This is a genomic window from Tenacibaculum jejuense (assembly GCF_900198195.1).
Lineage (GTDB): Bacteria > Bacteroidota > Bacteroidia > Flavobacteriales > Flavobacteriaceae > Polaribacter > Polaribacter jejuensis.
In genome coordinates this window covers 3,341,218-3,362,779 of sequence record NZ_LT899436.1, presented here as the reverse complement: position 1 = coordinate 3,362,779, position 21,562 = coordinate 3,341,218, and the positions used below count along the sequence as shown (strand labels likewise).

Here is a 21,562-nt window from a genome sequence, read left to right as displayed (position 1 = left end):
AGAATGAAAAACTTTAAATTAATATCAATAATACCTTTAGAAGGATGTGACGAAAAGTTTAGTAAAAATTTAATTATTGGTAAGCCCTATAAATTTACTGATCAATACTCTATTAAACTGAACAGGAATAATAGCAGAATTGAAAAAATCACTACAGTTAAAAAGAATGAAAGTAATGGTATCTATAAATTAAAAAATGGTATTAATGTTGAGGTTTCAGCAGTAGTAGGCTTAAATGGTTCTGGTAAAAGTGCTCTCATAGAGCTTTTATATTACTTGGTTTATGCTATGAGCATCTATAATAAAAAAGAGAAACTATTAGATGAATATTCTGAAGTATTAAATTCTCAAATACTTAAAGCTCAAAGTGATGCTAGAAAACTTGAAAGTTTAAAAAATAAAAACCCAAGATCTATAGATTTATTTAAACTTCTTGATGATAATAATCTGGAGTTAGATAAAAAGGATTTGCAAGGTATAACAAATGGACGAACGCTTCTTAATAATTTATTCAAGAAAAAGTTAAAGTTCCTATTAGGTCAAAAGCAAGACGACCTTAAAATAGAACGTTTAATTAAAGACAAATTAAAAGCTTGCCTAATCTATCAAGAGTCAGGAAGTCTATATTCTGTTAGATTTACTAAGGGTAAGTTAGAATTTTATGAATACAGTTCTGATGGTAAACCGGTAAAGAAAAGTAATTTCTTTTTTGAGCCTTTTTTCTATTCAATCTGCTTAAACTATTCCCATCACTCATTGAACTCTAAAGTTATGGGAAATTGGATTAACAGCTTGTTTCATAAAAATGATGGTTATACCACACCTGTAGTTATAAACCCAATGCGAAATGAGGGTAACTTCAATATTAATAAGGAATTATACTTGTCAAGGGAAAGAATAATGTCTAATCTGTCTTTTGATGTTGTATTAAACAAGAAAACGTTATTACTTGAAAAATATGAGCTAAAAAAATTCTTGTTTTTCGCAAAAAAAGATTTTGACTTAATCAAAAGAGTAGATTTTGAAGATCAAAATAACGACTTAAAGCGTCCTTTTACTAGATATCTTGATAGCGATGATTTTAATAATTTAAAATCTGTGAAGTTAGTCCGTTCAAAAATAGGTCAAAACTACTTAAAAAGATATACAAATTATCAAGATTATGCTTTAGGTTATTTAGAGAAAAAAATAGACAGAATAAGAGATAATTATTCGCATTTATTTAGAGATAAGAACCAAAATTATAGTAATAGTAAGTTTATGGCTTTTTTAAGGAATGATAAAAGCCATATCACTAGAAAATTAAGACAAACAATTAATTTTATTAAATTTACCAATAACCCAAATTCTATATGGAATAAAGATAGCCATTACTCATATAGAGAGTTTACAACAGAAGATTTAAAGTCTTGGGTAAAGGAATGTGGCCTGAAAGAAGAAACACTTACACCTTCTTTATTAATAGATTATGCTTTACCTGGCTTTTTTAATATTGATTTTGAAATATCAGTAGATAAAGACAAAACTATACAATTAAGTGAACTAAGTTCTGGTGAGCAACAGATAATCTTTAATATTAATACAATTACGTATCATTTATATAATTTACATTCAGTTCATTTTACAGAAGAAGTTTCTGATATTACGCGAATTACATATAAAAATATAGCAATCATTTTAGACGAAGTAGAAATCTATTATCATCCAGACATGCAAAGAGAGTTAACAAGTAGTATTTTAGATGCCTTAGAGAATATAAAAATTAAAGGGCAAAAAGGAATAGATTCTATTCATTTAATATACTTAACTCATTCTCCATTTATTTTATCAGACATTGAATCATCAAATATTTTAAGACTAGAGAATGGTGAGGTAAAAACGATTCAACAACAGACTTTTGGAGCAAATATTCATGATTTATTAGCCAATGATTTCTTTCTAAAAAAAGGTTTTATGGGTGAGTTTGCAAAAAACAGAATAAATGATGTTATAGAAATCATGAAAAAAATTCAGAAAAAAGAAGAAATAGAGAATAAAAATATAGAAGAGTTAGAAAAAGAATGTAAAGGAATTATAAATATTGTAGGTGAGCCTATTTTATATATGAGTTTAATGGATTTGTATACTGAAACATTTAAAAATTCAAAGAATACATTTATAAATGAACAAATAAAAAAATTAGAAAAATTAAGAGATGATAGCGATTCATGAAAATAAAGTGTTATACGTTCAGTCGCTTTTTAAAATAGAGATAGAAAATCAAAGAGAGAAAGCACTAACCAAATTAAAAAAGATTAATAAAAATCAATTTAATACAGCTGAAAAGAATTATCTAAGATCAGTAATAAGATTGTTTGAAAAAAACTCTTCAATAAAGATTATAGAGTGTGTCCCAAATACTATAGAAACCCTAATAGTATCAATCGGTAGTATTCCTCCAAATTCTAGATTTTATAAAAACGGAAAACCTAAAAAAACTCTTAAAAAATTTATACTCGATGCTCTTAATTATAAATATTTAAGAGGAACATTTTATCCAATATATTTTAAAGAGTTAGGGATTAAGTCATGTGTGTATTGTAACTCACAGTTATCAATAACTGCTGTCAAATCTAACGGAACTTATTCCGCTAAATTTGATGTTGACCATTATTATTCAAGAGATAAATATCCATTTCTAAGTATTTCACTGTTTAACTTATACCCAGCTTGTGCATCTTGTAATAGAGTAAAAAGTAACAATAAGATTGAATTTGAATTATATACACTGGATTCTAAGAAAACAACAAAATCTAAATATAATTTTAAAATGAGTTCATATTCTAAATCTAAGTATTTAACTACTAGAGATGCTCAAGAAATTAATTTTTCCTTTTCTGAACCTACGTATAATGATCCTATAGCTAAGAAATTTAATGATGTTTTTCATATAGAAAGTATATATGAAACTCAGAAAGACTTGATAGAAGAACTAATTATTAAAAGTCAAATTTATAATAAGTCTTACTTGAAAAGTTTAAATGAAAATTTTAACAAATTATCCTTGCACCCTGAGCTATTTAAAAGGTTATTAGTAGGTAATTATACACAAGATAAAGATATCCATAAAAGACCAATGAGTAAAATTGTAATGGATATAGCAAAGCAACTTAATTTAATTCGAGAAGAATAAAAAATGTAATCAATTCTTGTATATACTACATATGTGTGAACAAGAATTTTATCAAATTAAAAACGTGGCATAGGTCTTAGAAAATTTGTCCGACTTTTTGTTGCAAGTCCACTTTAAGGTTGGTTAATTTTATTAATGCAAGATACTTCTTATTTATAGTTGACGGAAGAAGATTGCTTTTAAAGTTCTCTTTTTAGTTCTTCTAGAATTTCATTTTTAAGCTCTTCTCTAAAAGTTCTGCTAGCTAAAATTTCATGTTTTAATGAAGTTAGATCTTGTTGAATTTGGTTTAAACTTTTAGCAATTTCAGTACTAAATTCATTTTTTAATAGATTAACTGTTTCGTTATTGATTTTTGAGATTAAAGAGTCTATTTCATTAGTTGTGTAAACTGAATTTGCTATCCTGTAACCTTTACCAAAAAATTCTTGTTTGTAATTGTCATTTATATTAAGTGCACTAATATCTCCTTTATGGACATGGTTACCTGAATGAATTGGAGTTAAAGCTGGTACTATTTTGGTATTTTTACCTTTATAGCCTCTTTCTAATGAAAATACTTTTATTGGCATATAGTTAATTTTAAGATTGTAGTTTTTCTTTTATTTTATCAAGGAAGGTTTCATTGTTAGTTAATGAGTCCGTAATATTTTCTATGAAGGCTTGATCCTTTATTATTTGTTTTTTTAGACTGATTATTTGTTTTTGAATATCCTCTAAACTTTTAGAAAGTTCAGATTTAAATTCCTCTTCCGATTGGTCTATTGCGTTTTTTACTTCGTTTATTTTATTATTAACTTCCGAGACTAGGTAAACTGAGTTAGGAGGAAGGTGAATTGGGTTAATACAGTTTTTAGTAAATCTTGTTTCAAATTTATTGACATTAGAACGACTAATGAGGCGATTACTATACCAAGGCTCAAAAGTTACTTGTTGTTGCCCTGTTTTTGTGACTTTTACTACGTTGATTGGCATATAATTTTAGATTTAAGAGTTGTTTTTTAATTTTTCTAGAAATGTATTGTCATTTAATATATGTTCAGCAACTTTTTTAGAAAGTTTAGGGTCATTGATAATATTTTCTTTTAAGGAAAGAAAGTGATCCTGAATTATATTTTCTATTTTTTTAATTAAATCAGATGTAACTTTTTTCTTTATGTTGTCAATCTCATCCTTAGAATATACTTCTTCTATGATGTCCTTGTAATCTCCTCTTTTATTTATTACAAATAAATCACCTCCACCAATTACATTTTTTGCAGTAGTAATTTTAGTTGTTGTCCCAGCATAAGTGAAGCTGTCGGCTTTTAGCTTTATAATTTTTACAGGCATTTTAATTAAATTTTAAATGTTGGTAAATATTTTCATTAGGATTGATAAAATCTTTTAATTCATACTCGGAAATTTTATCTAAAATTTTTGATTTTAATTCTAGTAGGGCATACATTTCTCTTCGAAAACGTATTGCGCCTTGTTTAAAATCGGTAGTTTTAGGTAATTCTAAATAAGCTTCTCTATCATCTCTGTGTAAGTCTAATTTCCATTGACCTTTATGATATATGATTTGTGATTGTAAATTATCATCAAAACACATCCTTAAATTAGTTTTATTTCTTATATCTTGAGCATATGATGAAGTATTAGCCAAGTATAAATTATATTCGAAGAAATCAAATTTAACATTTAATTCATCCCCATTAATGGTAACTTTTCGTTCTTTTTCCAATTGTTTTTTTATAAAATATTTAGCGAAATTTGATTTAAATAAACCATTACTGTTTAATACTGTTATAATTTGCTTGTGTTCAGGGGTTTCTTGGTCGATTTTATCAATAAACAATCTTTGATAGAATACTTCTAATAGTTTGTCTCCAGAAAGTAAATTTTGTTGAGTAATAGCAATGTTAACTAAAATAAGTAAATGCTGAAAATGTTGGTAGCCTTTACGTTTGTGAAATCTTTTAGCGAAAAAATCTTCAGTAGAAAGAAGTTCTGATTCGCTAGTGTCAGTTTTTTGAAGTAAGTAGAATATGTGAACCTCATTTAAAATTTCAAAAATTCGTTCTAGTTGTTTCGTGAAAATTAAGGAAGACTTGGTTAAACCCCAAGGAAGTTCCTCATCATCATAATATTCTATTTTTGAAATAGTTTCGAACTTAGAATCTAAGTGATAAACATTATTAATAGTTATTTTTCCAAAAAGATTAATTTGATTTTTAATGCTTGTGAAGTTTTCGATATAGTTAATGATTCTGTCAAACCCTTTAGTAATTATGGATATTTCATTAATTGAATTATCATCTTTAATACCTAAATATTCATATTCCTTTAATTGTAAAAATCGATCTAATGAATGGCTATATATATTTAAAAGAGGTTTGAAGATATCATTATGTTTTTCAAAGCGATCTCCATAATCAAAAAAGAACTGTTGTATATCATTGTATGAGCGATTCTTTATTGCTCTAAATTTCTTAAAAGGTTTACTAAAAGTTTCTAAAACATTTAAATCTCTAGTTTGAAGTTCTAGGTTTGAAAGCCTGTTATAAAGGGTCTCAGTTTTAATTTCTTCTAATTTCTCCATTTCAATAGCATGTAATTCATCTATCTGCTTTGAAATTTTTCCAAGCGTATCTATTATGAATTGTTGATTTTTCATAATAGTAATTTGATTATTTAAGACTTCGGTTAGTTTATTATCTAGAACATTTAATTTGTCCATTATTTGCTTATGTCTTTGGGCAGCAGGATCGGATTTTCCTTTTCCTCCAAAAAGTCCAGAGACAATAGCTGCAGAAGCAAGAACGTTGCCAGAACTATATGCAGTAAATGCATTCATAGCAGTAGTTCCTATATTAATTAGTTCATTAGCTTTTTGGACTGTCTTAGAATCAAAGCCAACATTGCTTAAAATGGTAGTGATGTGTCGAGCTTTATTAATATGCTTATGGATACTGCTTTGTAAATCTTGCTTTGCTTTTAAGGCTTTTAATTGTTTTTCTAACTGATCCTTCTTTTCACTAGTTAAATTTTGATCTAACAAACCGCTATCGAGTAATTTGATTTTTTGATCAACATTAGCATTTGAAAAAACATGGTTTTTAAGAATGTCTATATTCTCAGAATTGTTGCTTACTTCTGAATGTAGAACTTTTACGGATTCACTTAAATTAATGAAATTTTGTTGTATGGTCTCTATATTTTCAGTGATGTTCTCGATGCATTCTTGATGGTTGTTTTGAACTTTAGAGATGAAATCAATTTCATCTTTTATATTTGCTATTTCTATATCTTGAGTTTCATTTACAAGCTTATTTAGGGCAGTAGCATGAACTAATTTGTCTTCAAGAATTTTCGTCATTTCATGTAAAGCCTTGGTACGATCTTCTGGAGTTAAAAACTCAATTGAATTGTCCATTATCCCTATATTAGATTCAAATAGGAGTTTATGAGCAGCTTTAGTATCCATTCCAGATATTTCTTCTAAAGATTTGCCAGTTTTATTTCTAACCTCTCTTAAATGTACTCCTACTATTTTAGCAGAAGAGTTTTTAACTGATTGGTCGAACTCATCTAAAGCATGATCAAGTAGCTTGTCCATGAAAAGGTTAACTCCCCCAACAACAATAGCGCCAACGCCAGTTGCGGCAGCAGGCACAGAAGCTGTACCTACAACATACTTTATTAATTCAGAATTGGCTTCTAATATCTGTCGATTTATGTAAGCATGTTTTTGGTGTTGAGTGTATTTTTGTTGTAGATCACTAAAAATACTTGCACTTTGATTGTCAATTGTAATGGGGAAATTTTCATCAATAAAATCGGAAAGCTCATTTCCATTACTTTTATTAAATTCAGAGAAAAATATTTTGTTTAAACTCGAAGGAACACTGTTGCCGTTTTCAACAATGCTTTTAAATAGTTCTTTACTCATAGGAAGTTAGGTTTATTCCTGAAAGATAATAAAAATAAAAAAGTGCTAAATACCTAGTACTAGGTATTTAATTGAATAGGATTACATGAGTATTCTAAAAAGCCACAGACTTAGTGATATTATCATTGTCCTCAGTTTCAAAGCTGTCTAAATACACTTGAGTAGTTTTAGAAGAGTCATGTCCCAAAGCTTCGGAAATATATGAAATATTTGTTCCTGAGTGCTTTAAAGCAGTAGCGAAAGAATGTCTTAAAACATAAGAAGTTAAATTGGTGTCAATTTCAGCTAATGAGGCAATTTTCTTTAGGTTGTTATTAAACACATCACGGCGACTTTCATAAAGAGTAACCTCTTTTTTTCCTAGTCCTAAAATTTGTTGTGGCAGAATAGGGAAGACTAATTCATTAGAATTTAGTTTTTTTCTTTGTGAGTAATATTGTAATATTTCCTTTGATTTACCTGCGATGACAATATCAAAATCTTTATGGGTTTTTGCTCTTGTATATTTTATACGGTTAAAATCGCCAATAATTTGATTCATTCTTAAATAAGCTAAATCTCGAAAGTTAATTCCATTAGTATTAAACATAAAAATAGCTTGTTGTTGAGAATGCCATAAGGAAGTTTCTCTTTCTAACGGATATTCAAATAAAGCTTTGATTTGTTCTAAATGAATAGCTCTTTTTTGTGTTGGTTGGGGTGTACCCACTGTAAAATACTGAAATCCATAATTTCCATCTTTTGGAAGTTTATGATCTTTAATGCCATGATTGATTACTGCACGTAAGCCTCTTAAATAAGCATTGTACGAAGTGTCTTTCATAGGTTTATTCATCATGTTTACTTTCCATTGCTCTAGGACTTTTCCAGTAATTTCCGCAAAAGTGATATCTTCTTTACAGTTAGTGTATTTCTTAAATGCACTTAAAGCTTGTTTGTAGGATTTAGCTCTACCATAAAGTTTTAAGTTTTCGTAATGGCTAACTAAATGATTACCGTATTCAAAAAGCTTAATGGTTTTAATACCTTTAGGAGTCATTAAAAGTGTACCGCCTTTTTCTTTGATTTTTTTATCTCGTTTTTCGGACTTTTCATCTAAGATCTGTAAAGCAATAAAATCTCTAAGTTGTTTACAGTTCCAAGTTTTAATTTCATTTTCATAATCATCTAAAATATCTTCTGCAATAACAAGCTTTTTATTCAGTTCATTATTAGCTCTTTTAGAATTAGGGTATTTACGATTATATTTATCCCTGTCCCATTGTTCAATTTTAGCATGCTTACTTAAATGAATTGTTAGGTGTTTATTATCATGTTCAATTTTTAACTTGATAGGAAAAGATCCATCTTTTTTTTGTCCACTTTTTCTTTTGTCTAGAACAATTGTTACACTAGCCATAGTCTTTAATTTTGGATACTTTAAAGATATGAAAAAACTCCCCGAAAACTCCCCGATTTTTTTATTTTTATCTGATTTTATAAAATTTAATATTTCGTAAAACCCTTTGTTTATAAGGGTTTTTGTTTTTATATGGTTTTATGTGTGGTCAAAATTTCTGCCTTCTAAGCAGACGGTCACAGGTTCGAATCCTGTCGCGATCACTAAAGCGGATTTTTTATCAAACTGGATAAAATTTCCGCTTTTTTTATTCCCTATATTACTCGTCATTTCTGGGATTAGCGAGAAAAATGAATTTACTCTAGTGGTTCGAACTTGGTCTAATTCGTGATTATAGAAGATTCCGTCAGGAAATAGCATTTGCTGAAAAACTTTTTTATTCTCCAAAGTAGAAGATTCCCATAACGGTAAGACATTGGTAGATGTTTTGGTAACAAAATTGATTACTTTTTTGAGGTTCGAACTGTATCCACTTGTTTTTTCAACTTCTTGTTCAATTTCAAAATATTCTTTTTTGTATTTAGAACTGTATTTATCATAAAGCTGTCTATCTATTTCGCCAATAACAAATCGTTCTTCGATATTCTCTAATTTCTTTTTAAGTGTATTTAGGTTGGTTTTTAAAATCTTTTCATTCTCTGTTTTTGACTTAAAAAACACACCCATTTGTTCTTCTAGTTGAACCTTGATAATTTCTAGTTCTTCTTTTTCAATCTTAAAAGAAGCAAGTGCTTTATTAAACAATTCGTGCATTGCTTTGGCACTACGATTTACTTTACATCCTTTTGTGCGACACTTGTAGTAATATAGATTTTTATTTTTCACTAAATAACCCGTCATTCCTTTTCCACATTTTTCACATTTTGTAAAAATTTTTAAGGGTAGGTTATCGTTGTCTTTATTATGTACAAATCCGTGTATGCGTTTTTCTTTTCTAATATTATGAACTTTTAAAAAAAGTTCTTTAGAAATCATAGCTTCATGATTTCCTTGAATTACTTGGTCTGGAATCATTTTACTTGTGATTAACCCACAATAGAAAGGATTTGAAAATAAATCGTTTAAACGTTTCTCTGATAGGTTAATTCCCATCTTTTTTAAACGTCTTACAATTTCTACGTTTGGTAATTGGCTGTAAGCTTTCCATTCAAAAGCCTTTTTTAGCAGTTTTCCTTCTTCATTAACCACTAATTTACGTTCTGTAGCTTTTCCTTTATTTAAGTCCTCATACCCTCTAGGAACAGCCCAAACCCAATATCCTTTTAAGAGTAGTTCTTTCATTCCTGTAACGGTTTTATCTCTTCTTAATTCATTATCCATTTGTCCGAAGAGGAAAAATATTTTTTGCTGAAAAGAACCAGACGGAGTAGTTGGGTCAAGTTCTTGTGTAATTGCTAATGTAATAACACCATACTTTTTAAGTAGTTCTTCCGCAATTGATGCTCCATTAATCCCCGAACGTGAAAATCGTTCGTAAGAATACACAATAATATAGTTGATGTTTTTAGAGCGTTTTACAAACTTTAATAATTGATTAAACTCTTTTCTGTCATCTGTTTTTGCAGATTCGTATGTACCGCCAAAATATCCAACAACATTTAGGTTTCGTCTTTGTGCATATAAATCACAATGCTTTTTTTGAGAAGCTAAACTGGTATTATCCTCTTGATCGCTGGAGGAAACCCGAGTATAAATAACAGCATTATTACCTTCTTGAAATTTTTTGGGAGCTTTGGGAGCGAATTGTTTGAAAAGAGTTAAGTTATCCATGGTTTTAAGTGTTGAATATCAATAACAAAGATATAGGTATTGGTAAGTTTTGTGTAAAAACCAATGTTAAATAATATTTTGATCTTGTACATTGATAGCTTCTAATACGAGTAAAGAAAAGGTTTCAGCGTTTTTAATAAGCTGATTATATCCTTCAGGAGATATGTTTCTATACTTAGGAATTTGACGTATTTTTTCTATAGGTAATCGTTTCTTAACCCTCTGAGTAGCTTGTTCTATATTTTCCTTATTAATATGTTGCATAGGTTCATAAATAGAAGCACGTTCTTTACTTCTTTTTATAAACTTATAGCTTTGGTAGGCTGTAATTTACTAACAAATAAAATCGTCTTTATTTGTCGTTAATTGTCTGATTTTATTATAATAGCGTCAGGGATTTACATCTGGAATTTTAAATTTTAAGGGGTTTGTAATAAATGAAGCTTTTATCATTTTTCGGGACAACGAAAAACGAGCAGGATATAAGTAGTTCTAATTTGAAAATTGTTGCTTTTTTCGTTTAACTGTCTGTACACTCAAACACAAAAACTTCCAAAAGAACTGCTAGATATCCTTATGGAACTTGTAAAGACTATACAAGTTTTAGAAAATAATAAGGTATCTACTTCCTTGAAAATACGAGTATTTTACTACGTCGTATACACACCTAATTATCTCCTAAAAGTCTTGACAAATTCCACTTCATTCATTTTGTTATGAATGGAAAACCAAACTAATACCCCCCTTAAAATTATTTTTAAAAAAACACAACTTATTTTTTACTGGTGAATAACAATATCACATTATAACTAGTTAGCTAGTTGTACTACTGTATAGTAAGCCATACTTTCATCTGTTTGCACGATTTACTAGTTAACTAGTAGGACTCTCAGCTATAAATATTTCTGTATAGCCAGTCATACAGATGTTTGAGTGGATGACTAGCTAGCTGACTAAACGGCTAACTGTATCGCCGTATGTCTGGCTATACGGCGTTACGGCAATACATCAAGAAAAACAGCTCTTTCGTTCCATTTCTCTTAACGATTTCATTTAGTTGTACCTAATGGCTTTGGGTGTCTTGTTTTATCTCTGAATATCATAGTGTTATTGTCATTTATCCATTTTTAATTTGTAGTGAGCAGTTTTAGGGTAGGTGATATCGCATCATTACATTAAAATCCATTAGAAAACTGTTCAGCGGAACAGAGCAAGTTGTGTAATGAGTGCCTCAAAAATGCTTTTGTGCCTCTCATTACAAACTTGTCCTACGGAGTTTAAAATCCCTCCGAAGTCGAGGATTTTTGAATATATATTGGTTTTTTGAAATAAGAGCGAAGATATTTTCGCACGAAAAATTCATTATAATTAAAATAAAAACCTAAATGGTTATTATTTTAGACAGAAAAAGTATTAAAGAAAGACATTTTTCTAGCTATATAAAGATGATTATTAATAGTGAAAAAGTATCAAAAAATAGAAAAATGATTACTATAATTTAAAATTAGTAAGAATATGCAGGCTTACCAAACTTAAAAACACGCATAATGTATTCGATTCGAAAAGGTTTAGAAAATGAATAAAAATATATTAATTCTTATAACTTCTTAACTCTTAGTTTTTCAATTTCTTGAACAGTTAACCCAGTAGAAAAAGCAATCGTTTCATTATCAACTCCTTTTCTTTTAAGTTGTTTGGCTATTTCTATTTTCTCTTGTCGTTTCGCAATCTTAGAAGCTTCTTCCTTAATGCGTCGCTCTAATTCATATTTAGGCACATACTTTGTGCTTTTCTCTAGTTTCTCTAGCAAGCCAGTATCTTTAAAACTTAAATAACTTTTATAGGTAATAATTAAATGATCTATTACGGGAGTATTTACAATTAGCCCTACTTGTATTAATTTGTCGGTAATATCTTTGTCTGCATCAGAGGGAGTGAGTTCTCCGCTAGGGTGGTTATGACACAGAATGATTTTTACTGCTCGTTTTTGTAATGCTAAACTAAATACCTCCATTGGTTCAGCAAGTGTTTTGTTTATTGTCCCTAAACTGATTAATTCAATGAATAAAATACGATTATTATTCTCTAAACCAATTACCCAAAAGTGCTCTCGGTTTTGGTCTATTTTACCTTCACGGAGCAAAATCTTTTGCATGATTCCGTAAAGGTCGTCTGAGTTTAAGATTTTTATTTTTTCGGCTTCGGTTAAATTAATATCCATAAAATCAAAATTATAATTTTAAATTTAAAAATATAAGTTCTCATACATGCTTTTTTTTATTAAAAAGCTTAATTCTTTAAGATGGCTTATTGTTTGGTTTACAGTTGATAAAATAAATAGAGCCGTTCAAGAGAAGATTACATTACATCAATTAACTTTAGATTGCGTATCAGTATCTATCACTTTTTCCTGTATGATTACTAAATGATGGTAAATCAATCTAGTGAAATGAAAAGTAATGACCATTCAAATTGCAACCATTAAATAAGAATCCTGAAATTATTTGCACAACCATTGCATCAAAAAAGTATTATCTTTGTTTGGATGAAATTTTTAGCTTCCATATTAGCTATAACAATGTTAGCATTATCTACAATGCCTTGTTCTGATGGTCAAAATTTTGAAGACCAACAGCACGAAGAAATTAGTGCAGAACATAATCACCAAGAAGATAGTGATGATTCTTGCCCAATGACTTGTATTTGTAATTGTTGCGGTATGTCAATAACTTATGAGCCTTTAGCAACATATGAGTTATTGAGTTTTTATAAAATTTCTACTCAATTAATTTCTACTTATCAATCAAATTATAGATTTGATTTTCATTCTAATATTTGGCAACCGCCACAAGTAATTAGCTAAAAAAACGATTTTAAATAAACTATTTAGTTAATTACAATTATAATTCAATGAATAAATACTTATTGAGCATAAAGCTCGTATTAATACTTTGCCTATCGTTAAAGGCACAAACATCAGACATACAAATAAAAGTCATCACAGAGGCTGAAAACGAGCCTCTAATGGGTGCTACAGTTTACTTTGAAGCATTAGAAAAAGGGGCTGTAACCAATTTTAATGGTATTGTAGAATTTACAGAAATACCAGATGGTCAACATCAAATAATAATTTCCTTTTTAGGTTTTGAAACATTTGAAACCACAATTCAAGTTCCAAGTAAAACAGAATTAATATTTAAACTAAAAGAAGGAGGTAATGAATTGGATGAAGTTGTACTTAAATCTACAAGAAGTACAAGAACTGTTCGAAAAATACCAACGCGTATAGAGTTTATTGGTGCAGAGGAATTAGGCGAGAAAGCAATAATGAACCCTACTAATATTTCTATGGTACTTCGTGAAAGTACAGGAATACAGATGCAACAAACATCATTAAGTAGTGGGAGTACAAATATTCGTATTCAAGGATTGGATGGTAGGTACACACAGCTTTTAAGAGATGGGTTTCCATTATATGGTGGTTTTTCAAGTGGATTAAGTATTTTACAAATACCACCTTTAGACTTACAACAATTTGAGATTATTAAAGGAAGTTCATCAACACTTTATGGTGGAGGTGCTATTGCAGGATTAGTAAATATGGTATCTAAAACACCAGACGAAGAACCTGCATTAGACATAATGCTCACGCAGACACAAGCATTAGGAAGTACAGCCAATGTATTTTATAGCAAACGAAATGAAAAATTCGGTGTTTCACTTTACGGCTCTGGTCACTATCAAAAAGCGTATGACCCAGAAGATGATGGTTTTAGTAATTTACCAAAAACGACATCAATTTCATTTAATCCTAAATTATTTTATTATCCATCAGATAAAACAACACTTTGGTTTGGATTAAACGGAACGTATGATGATAGAATTGGCGGAGATATTACCAAAATTGAAAATGGTGAAGATGGTATTCATCAATACACAGAAGAAAACAACTCAAAACGATTAAGCAGTCAATTTGTGTATCAAACACAACTAGATTCTGTTAGTTCATTAGAGTTTAAAAATAGTGTCTCTTTTTTCGATAGGAATTTAACAGTTCCTGATTTTAATTTTGATGGTAAGCAAACAAACACTTTTACTGAAGTCTCTTATAGCACAACATCAGATAAAACGGATTGGATAGTTGGAGCTAATCTATATACCTCAAATTTTGATGAAAATGATAACGCACCATTACAGCGTGACCAAAAAGATGTGACCTTTGGAGCATTTGCAAATAATATTTACGACATATCGGATAATTGGATATTGGAAACAGGATTAAGAGCAGATTACAATACTGATTTCGGTTTCTTTCCACTTCCAAGAATTTCATTACTTTATAAAACCAATAGTTGGTTTTCAAGTAGAATTGGTGGAGGTTTAGGGTATAAGATTCCAGATATTTTTACAGAAGAAGCAGAGTATATTAACTTTGAAAATGTGCTTGCAATAGATAAATCTACAGTAGATGCAGAACGTTCTTATGGTGTTAATTTTGATTTGAATTATCAAACTCGTCTATCTGATGAGATTGGTTTTTCTGTAAATCAATTATTCTACGTGACTGCAATAAATGATGGATTGCTTTTAAATTCAAAAGATAACGGATTATTTCAATTTGAAAATGCACCAGATGAAATATTTAGTAAAGGAGCAGAAACAAATATAAAATTTACATATAAAGACTTTAGATGGTTTTTAAACTATGCGTTTATTGATACCAAACTAAATTATTTACCTGGTAATCCACAGAAGCCATTAACCGCAAAGCATAATGCAGGTAGTGTTTTAATGTACGAATCTGATAAGTGGAGAATAGGTTATGAAACCTACTATACTGGAAAACAATTTTTATCTAATGGAACAGAAACCACAGATTTTGTAACCATGGGTTTATTGGTTATGCGTAATTTTAAATTAGGAAGTGTATTTGTAAATTTTGAAAACTTTACAGATAGAAGACAAAGCAGGTTTTCACCTTTGGTTTTACCACCGCACCAAAATCCTGTTTTCCCAGAAATATATGCGCCTACAGATGGTTTTATTTTTAGTGTAGGGCTTATTATTAAACCATTTGGAAACGAAGACCACGATTAATCATGAAAACAATAGAACAACTATTAGAGTCAAAAAATATACGTGTTACCGCAATGCGATTATTAATTTATAAGTTTCTTGCTGAAAAAAAGGTAGCAGTAACATTGAGTGATATAGAAAATGCATTTGAAAAAGCAGATAGAACAACACTTTATAGGACTATTAAGACTTTTGAAGAGAAAGTCATTGTTCATCAAATAGACAATGGTACAGGAATTACCAAATATGCGTTATGCGAAGAGGGATGTAATTGTGATATAAAAAACGATTTGCATCTACATTTTCATTGTAATAATTGTAATGAAACCATTTGCTTAACAGACCATAAAATACCTCAAATAAAGGTTCCTGACGGTTTTGTTTCAGAAAATGTAAACTTGGTTGTAAAAGGTATATGTGATAAGTGTAGTGGATAACAAATGCACTTCCATTGCACTTACTATTAAATTACTTTTATCCAAAATTAGTGGATATGAAGTTTAATACTAAAATACCTAAACATATCAAACAGGCGTATAACGAAGAATTAAAACAATACAGTTTCTGTTTAGAAAATAAGCGTTTTGGTAATGCTTGGTTTCATTTAGAACGCAGTCATATAATAGGACAGTCTTATCCTATAGAACATACCTATTCACATTGGCTAATGCTAAAGTTTGGATTTAGACAAAAAGATACTAAAGAAGTATTCGGTCAAATTATTAGATTGCTTGTTGGTGGTTGGAAATCATTTATAAATCACGTTCCTCTTGGTAATACAGGTGGCGCAAACGTACCACCATTAAAACGTATGCCTATTCCAAATGACATTGAAAAATTATTAGATATAGAATGAAAAATAAATTAGCGATTACAAGTATCCTAACAGCAATCACAGCTTCATTGTGTTGCATCACACCTGTTTTGGCATTAATTGCAGGAACAAGTGGTGTAGCTTCAACTTTTTCTTGGATAGAACCATTTAGACCTTACTTAATAGGGCTAACTATATTAGTTCTTCTCTTTGCTTGGTATCACAAATTAACACCAGAAAAAGAAATCGACTGTGAATGTGAAACGGATAAAAAACCAAAATTTATTCAGTCAAAAACCTTTTTAGGCATTGTAACAATATTCGCAATAGTGATGTTGACATTTCCATACTACTCAAGTATATTTTATCCAAACAGCGAAAAACAAATCATAGTAGTCGATAAATCAAATATCAAAACAACAGAGTATAAAATAAGCGGAATGACCTGTGCCAGTTGTGAAGCACACGTAAACCACGAAGTAAATAAACTTAACGGAATTATAAACTCAAAAACATCATACGAAAATGGTAACGCAATCATTGAGTTTGACAAAACAAAAACAAATGAAGCGGAAATTGAGAAAGCAATTAATTCTACGGGTTATAAAGTAACTGACAAAAAAGAAAATTAATGAAAACCATATTAAAATCGGAAATCACTTGCCCTAACTGCGGATATAAAAAAGTGGAAGATATGCCTACTAACGCTTGTCAATTCTTTTACGAGTGTGAGCATTGTAAAACGGTTCTAAAACCAAACGAAGGAGATTGTTGTGTGTATTGTTCTTATGGAACAGTTCCTTGTCCACCAATTCAACAAAACAAAAGTTGTTGTTAAAACTAACTTGATGAAAAAAAAGAAAGTCAATTTAAGAGGTTTAAAACCAAATTCAGAAGAACAACATTCTCACGATGATGGTCACGACCACGGAGATGGTAGTGCATTCAAAACATACATTCCTGCTATTATAAGTTTTGTTATGTTAATTGTAGGTATCGCTGTAGATTATTTTGATTCCATTCCTCAATTTAAAGGATGGATTCGATTAGTTTGGTACACTTTAGCATATATTCCAGTTGGATTTCCTGTAATCAAAGAAGGATGGAAAAGTCTTATAAAAGGCGATGTTTTTACCGAGTTTTTTTTAATGTCTATTGCTACAATTGGTGCATTTATAATTGGTGAATATCCAGAGGGTGTTGCAGTAATGTTATTCTATGCGGTAGGTGAATTATTTCAAAATGCAGCAGTAAACAAAGCAAAAGGAAACATTAAAGCACTATTAGATGTTAGACCAAAAGAAGCCAATGTGTATCGTGATGGTGACTATATAAGTGTGTCGCCCGAAGATGTAAATATTGGAGAAAAAATTCAAATTCGAGTAGGTGAAAAAATCCCTTTAGATGGTAAGTTGTTATCCTCAAAAGCATCATTAAATACTTCAGCTTTAACAGGTGAGAGTAAACCAGATTCTGTTTTAAAAGAAGCTAAAGTATATGCAGGGAGTATCAATTTGTATAGTGTTATTGAAGTTGAAGTAACCAATAAGTTTGAAGATAGTTCAATTGCCAGAATATTAGACTTGGTTCAAAACGCTACTGCACGTAAATCTAAAACAGAATTATTCATCAGACAGTTTGCACGTATTTATACGCCAATTGTAGTTTTTTTAGCTATAGGTGTTACTTTTCTTCCTTACTTTTTTGTAGATGATTATGTTTTTAGAGATTGGCTTTACAGAGCATTAATTTTCTTGGTGATTTCTTGCCCTTGTGCATTGGTGATTTCTATTCCGTTGGGTTATTTCGGTGGACTGGGAGCAGCTTCAAAAAATGGCATTCTATTCAAAGGTGCTTCATTTTTAGACGCCATGACCAGAATTAACACGTTGGTAATGGATAAAACAGGAACAGTTACCAAAGGTGTTTTTAAAATAAAGAAAGTCAAAGCTATTGGTTGGGAAGAATCCGAATTTATGAAATACCTGATGGCTATGGAAGAACAGTCAACCCACCCTATTGCAAAAGCCATTATGGAGTATAAAGAGAATGGAGATGGCTATGAAGCAAAAGAAGTTTCAGAAATTGCAGGTAAAGGCTTAAAAGGAATAGTAAACGGTAAGACTGTTTTAGTAGGAAATAAAGCTTTGATGAATACAAATGACATAGATGTTCCAACTGAAACAGATTCTATTGTAGAATCAATAGTGTTGATGGCAATAGATAATAACTTTGCAGGTTATGTGGTCATAGCTGATGAATTAAAAGAAGATGCTAAACAGACAATAACAGAATTACAAAAAGTTGGTATCAATAAAATAATGATGCTTTCGGGTGATAAAGACTCTATTACTCAACAAGTCGCCAAAGAGTTAAATATCGAAAATGCTAAAGGTGGATTATTACCAGAAGATAAATTAAACAAAGTTGAAATTTTAAAGAAAAATCCTGAAAACAAAGTGGCTTTTATTGGTGATGGTATTAATGACGCACCTGTTTTAGCAGCAAGTAATGTTGGTATTGCTATGGGTGGTTTAGGTAGTGATGTGGCTATTGAAACAGCAGATGTCATTATTCAAACAGATCAACCTTCTAAGGTAGTTAGAGCTATTAAAATAAGCCGTTCAACTCGCAAAATAGTGTGCCAGAATATTATATTGGCTTTTGGGGTCAAAGTAATTGTTTTAATTTTAGGTGCAGGTGGTTTAGCAACGATGTGGGAAGCTGTTTTTGCAGATGTAGGAGTAGCATTATTAGCAATCTTAAATGCAATTAGATTACAACGAATGAGTTGGAGATAATTTAAAATTACAATCAGAACATTATCTTAGGACTAACAATTGAACTAATAGATTTGAACATAGAGTATAGTTTTAAAAACTGAACCATGAACAAATTTTTTATTTCCGAATTAAAATTTTATTATTTAATTCCACTATTCATAAAACTCACTATAATCTCAAAATCTTCAAGAAGAAAGTTCGATACTTCTTCCGTTGGGCTCACAAAAAGAGATAAATTTAATATTTATCTCTTTTTATTTCACTGAATATCAGTTGTTTATAGTAGGTGATTCGATACTTATCTTATCTGCTTTGTTTTATTTTTTTTGACTTAAGATATTGTTTTTCATGGTTTTATGGTTCGAATCCTTTAAAGTCTGAAAATAATATTTTTAATGAATTTCTTTTTTCACTTCACTATATTGATTCATAGCCATTTCATGGTCGTATTTACAACACCCAGGTAAACCGTCGTAAGCATCTATATCACCTGCCACTTTTTCGGTATCGTAACCTGAAGCTGCAATTGCTTTGTGAATTGCCATTGCATCGGTTTTCGAATCATCAAAAGAAACATCTATTTTCTTTTTATCGACATCCCAATTGGCACTTGCAACACCTTCAACACCGTTAGCTGCCTTTTCGATAGTGCTTTTACACATACCGCAATTTCCTCTTACACCAAAAGACAACTCTTTCATTGCCATATCTTTAGATATTTCAGTAGTTGTTGTAGTTTCTGTTTCTTTTTTGGTTTCGTTTTTACAACTTGTTAAACCTAACGCTGCTATTACAGCGATACTTAAAATTACTCTCTTCATTGTTTAAAATTTAATTGTTATTATTCTATTATTTGTTTTACTTCTCCACAGGTTAGCATTGCATCACCAAAATATGGATTGATTACTTTTTCTTCTTTGCTCAACCAAAACGCACCCTTGTTATTATCTGCCATTGGACAAAATTCTAAATAGACTTTTTCATTTACACCAAATAGTTGAACAGCATTGATTAGATGTGATGACAAATGCTTGAAATGGTCTCTTTGTGCTTTTATATCGGACGCTTTAGAAATAGAAGTTGTAGAAGATTTAATTTCCTTTTCTAATGACATCCAATGTTTATGCGCCTTATTATCTGATAACAATTTCATATCTACTTTGGTTAAATTGTTTAGTAAAGTAGATGCGCTTGTTGAAGCACTTTTTGAATCTTCTTTTACTAAAGCATCTTTTAAATTGATATACTCATTGTAAACACTATTTAACTGTTGTTGAAATTTCTCTGATACTTCCAAACGTTCATTCATATTGGTGTGGTCTGTTTCTTTGTTGGATGAATTGTTATCCATACCTAAATGACCTTCGTGACCAGTCATTACTTTACCACCATCTTTATTCATCATTGATTTCTTGCCTTGTAATTGTGCTGCTGCATCAACCGTAAAGGCTCCGTTAGTCACTATTTCATTTCCAACAAATAAACCTTCTACAACTTCATATTCATTACCAATTTGATTGCCTAATTTAATTTCACGCATTTCAAAAATAGGTTGGTCAGGATTTGTTTTAAGATACACCACAGAACGCTCACCTGTCCATAACACAGCAGATGCTGGAATAGATAAAGCTTCTTTATTTTCATTCTTAACACCATCAATATTTGCGGTTACAAACATTCCTGGTTTAAATACATCATCCTTGTTGTTTAGAACCACACGCAAGGTTACTGTTCTTGTTTTTGTGTTTAAAACTGGGTCTATAAAATCGACTTTACCTCTAAATTCTTTATTAGAATAGGCATTGGTTGTAATCATTACTTCCTGTCCTTTTTCAAACAAATCAATCTGATTTTCATACACATCAAAATTTCCCCAAACTGTGTTTAGATTGGCAATTTTTAATAAAGGTTGACCTTGTTTAATATAATCACCTTGCTCTACCAGTTTTTCTGCGACAGTTCCTGAAACTGTTGCATACACAGGAAAGTTTTCCTTCACTTTTTGGGTTTCTTCAATCTGATTGATTTGATTTTCAGAGAGCTTCCAAAGTTTTAATTTATTACGCACTGCTTTGTATAACGCAGGTTGTGATTCTTTTAAAGATGCTGCTGTAATGAGTTCTTGTTGTGCTGCATACAATTCTGGCGAATAAATAGTTGCCAATAATTTACCTTTACGGACTTCTTCGCCAGTAAAACTCACATTTAAACGTTCAATTCTTCCAGAGAAATAACTGACTTGTACTGCATTGGCTTCTTCATTTTCAGCAATTTTACCAGATAGTTTTATGGTATTGCCTTCTAGATTGCCTTTACCAACAACAGTTGTTTGGATATTTGCCAGAGCCATTGCATTTTCAGTCAGTTTAAATTCGTCTACTGCCAAACCATCAGCGCCAGCTTCTGAAGGAATTAAATCCATACCACAAATGGGGCAATCTCCTGCTTCTGGTTGCATAATCTGTGGATGCATTGAACAGGTCCACATTTGATTGGTTTCTGTAACTGCATCGTGATTATGGTCTGTTTCGTCTTTTGATGAGCCACCAAAGAGTATCCACCCTAAAAGTAGACCTACAGCTAATATTCCAATATATATTATATACTTTTTCAT

The 21,562-nt window shown here is 30.3% G+C and carries 18 protein-coding genes, 1 tRNA gene and 1 pseudogene; 10 read left to right on the top strand and 10 right to left on the bottom strand.

Annotated features, from left to right (window positions below; all coding sequences use genetic code 11):
• Positions 1-3 precede the first annotated feature (3 nt).
• Together AQ1685_RS14645 and AQ1685_RS14640 are read left to right on the top strand one after the other, a co-directional pair.
• Complete coding sequence (locus AQ1685_RS14645) at positions 4-2,211, top strand: AAA family ATPase (RefSeq protein WP_095073356.1); 2,208 nt, start codon at positions 4-6, stop codon at positions 2,209-2,211.
• Positions 2,195-3,172: an HNH endonuclease family protein gene (locus AQ1685_RS14640; RefSeq protein ID WP_095073354.1), complete on the top strand. Its 978-nt coding sequence runs from the start codon at positions 2,195-2,197 to the stop codon at positions 3,170-3,172. The genes AQ1685_RS14645 and AQ1685_RS14640 overlap by 17 nt, the downstream gene beginning before the upstream one ends.
• A gap of 179 nt (positions 3,173-3,351) precedes the next feature.
• Here the strand turns inward: AQ1685_RS14640 and AQ1685_RS14635 are convergent, their stop codons facing one another.
• From AQ1685_RS14635 to AQ1685_RS14615, 5 genes are all read right to left on the bottom strand, one after another.
• Positions 3,352-3,744, bottom strand: coding sequence for a hypothetical protein (locus AQ1685_RS14635; protein ID WP_095073352.1), 393 nt, complete (start codon positions 3,742-3,744; stop codon positions 3,352-3,354).
• Positions 3,745-3,754: 10 nt separating this feature from the next.
• A complete protein-coding gene (locus tag AQ1685_RS14630; RefSeq protein ID WP_095073350.1) occupies positions 3,755-4,147 on the bottom strand; it encodes a hypothetical protein in 393 nt (130 codons plus the stop codon).
• Positions 4,148-4,159: 12 nt separating this feature from the next.
• The gene (locus tag AQ1685_RS14625) at positions 4,160-4,504 is read right to left on the bottom strand and encodes a hypothetical protein (protein WP_095073348.1); all 345 of its coding nucleotides are present in this window, start codon (positions 4,502-4,504) and stop codon (positions 4,160-4,162) included.
• A gap of 1 nt (position 4,505) precedes the next feature.
• Positions 4,506-7,106, bottom strand: coding sequence for a hypothetical protein (locus AQ1685_RS14620; protein ID WP_095073346.1), 2,601 nt, complete (start codon positions 7,104-7,106; stop codon positions 4,506-4,508).
• Positions 7,107-7,200: 94 nt separating this feature from the next.
• Positions 7,201-8,505: a tyrosine-type recombinase/integrase gene (locus tag AQ1685_RS14615; protein WP_095073344.1), complete on the bottom strand. Its 1,305-nt coding sequence runs from the start codon at positions 8,503-8,505 to the stop codon at positions 7,201-7,203.
• A 134-nt stretch (positions 8,506-8,639) separates the two neighbouring features.
• On the opposite strand from AQ1685_RS14615, the gene AQ1685_RS14610 reads away from it, so the two are divergent.
• Positions 8,640-8,705, top strand: a tRNA-Arg gene (locus AQ1685_RS14610).
• A gap of 739 nt (positions 8,706-9,444) precedes the next feature.
• Here the strand turns inward: AQ1685_RS14610 and AQ1685_RS20525 are convergent.
• From AQ1685_RS20525 to AQ1685_RS14595, 3 genes and pseudogenes are all read right to left on the bottom strand, one after another.
• A pseudogene (locus AQ1685_RS20525) lies at positions 9,445-10,275 on the bottom strand (recombinase family protein); the annotation flags it as partial.
• A gap of 66 nt (positions 10,276-10,341) precedes the next feature.
• Entirely contained in the window at positions 10,342-10,539 is a 198-nt protein-coding gene (locus AQ1685_RS14600) for a hypothetical protein (protein WP_095073341.1), read from the bottom strand.
• A 1,333-nt stretch (positions 10,540-11,872) separates the two neighbouring features.
• Complete coding sequence (locus AQ1685_RS14595) at positions 11,873-12,496, bottom strand: JAB domain-containing protein (protein ID WP_095073339.1); 624 nt, start codon at positions 12,494-12,496, stop codon at positions 11,873-11,875.
• 324 nt (positions 12,497-12,820) lie between these two features.
• Between AQ1685_RS14595 and AQ1685_RS14590 the strand changes: the two genes are divergently transcribed.
• Genes AQ1685_RS14590 through AQ1685_RS14560 form a run of 7 tightly spaced genes read left to right on the top strand, consistent with a single transcriptional unit; the run spans position 12,821 to position 18,966 of the window.
• Positions 12,821-13,138 carry a DUF6660 family protein gene (locus AQ1685_RS14590; protein WP_095073337.1) on the top strand — a complete coding sequence of 106 codons (318 nt, stop codon included), beginning with the start codon at positions 12,821-12,823 and terminating at the stop codon, positions 13,136-13,138.
• Between the two features lie 47 nt (positions 13,139-13,185).
• Positions 13,186-15,372, top strand: a complete 2,187-nt coding sequence (locus AQ1685_RS14585; protein ID WP_095073336.1) for a TonB-dependent receptor — start codon at positions 13,186-13,188, stop codon at positions 15,370-15,372.
• A gap of 2 nt (positions 15,373-15,374) precedes the next feature.
• Positions 15,375-15,788 (top strand): Fur family transcriptional regulator, encoded by a 414-nt coding sequence (locus AQ1685_RS14580; protein WP_095073334.1) that lies wholly within the window; start codon positions 15,375-15,377, stop codon positions 15,786-15,788.
• A gap of 56 nt (positions 15,789-15,844) precedes the next feature.
• Positions 15,845-16,207, top strand: a complete 363-nt coding sequence (locus AQ1685_RS14575; RefSeq protein WP_095073332.1) for a DUF3703 domain-containing protein — start codon at positions 15,845-15,847, stop codon at positions 16,205-16,207.
• Entirely contained in the window at positions 16,204-16,797 is a 594-nt protein-coding gene (merTP, locus tag AQ1685_RS14570) for a mercuric transport protein MerTP (protein WP_095073330.1), read from the top strand. Before AQ1685_RS14575 ends, merTP begins: the two co-directional genes overlap by 4 nt.
• Positions 16,797-17,003 carry a GDCCVxC domain-containing (seleno)protein gene (locus tag AQ1685_RS14565; RefSeq protein WP_095073328.1) on the top strand — a complete coding sequence of 69 codons (207 nt, stop codon included), beginning with the start codon at positions 16,797-16,799 and terminating at the stop codon, positions 17,001-17,003. The genes merTP and AQ1685_RS14565 overlap by 1 nt, the downstream gene beginning before the upstream one ends.
• Before the next feature lie 10 nt (positions 17,004-17,013).
• Complete coding sequence (locus AQ1685_RS14560) at positions 17,014-18,966, top strand: heavy metal translocating P-type ATPase (RefSeq protein WP_095073326.1); 1,953 nt, start codon at positions 17,014-17,016, stop codon at positions 18,964-18,966.
• A gap of 374 nt (positions 18,967-19,340) precedes the next feature.
• Here AQ1685_RS14560 and AQ1685_RS14555 read toward each other — a convergent pair whose 3' ends face one another.
• Positions 19,341-19,769 carry a heavy-metal-associated domain-containing protein gene (locus AQ1685_RS14555; protein WP_095073325.1) on the bottom strand — a complete coding sequence of 143 codons (429 nt, stop codon included), beginning with the start codon at positions 19,767-19,769 and terminating at the stop codon, positions 19,341-19,343.
• A gap of 20 nt (positions 19,770-19,789) precedes the next feature.
• A complete protein-coding gene (locus tag AQ1685_RS14550; RefSeq protein ID WP_095073323.1) occupies positions 19,790-21,562 on the bottom strand; it encodes an efflux RND transporter periplasmic adaptor subunit in 1,773 nt (590 codons plus the stop codon).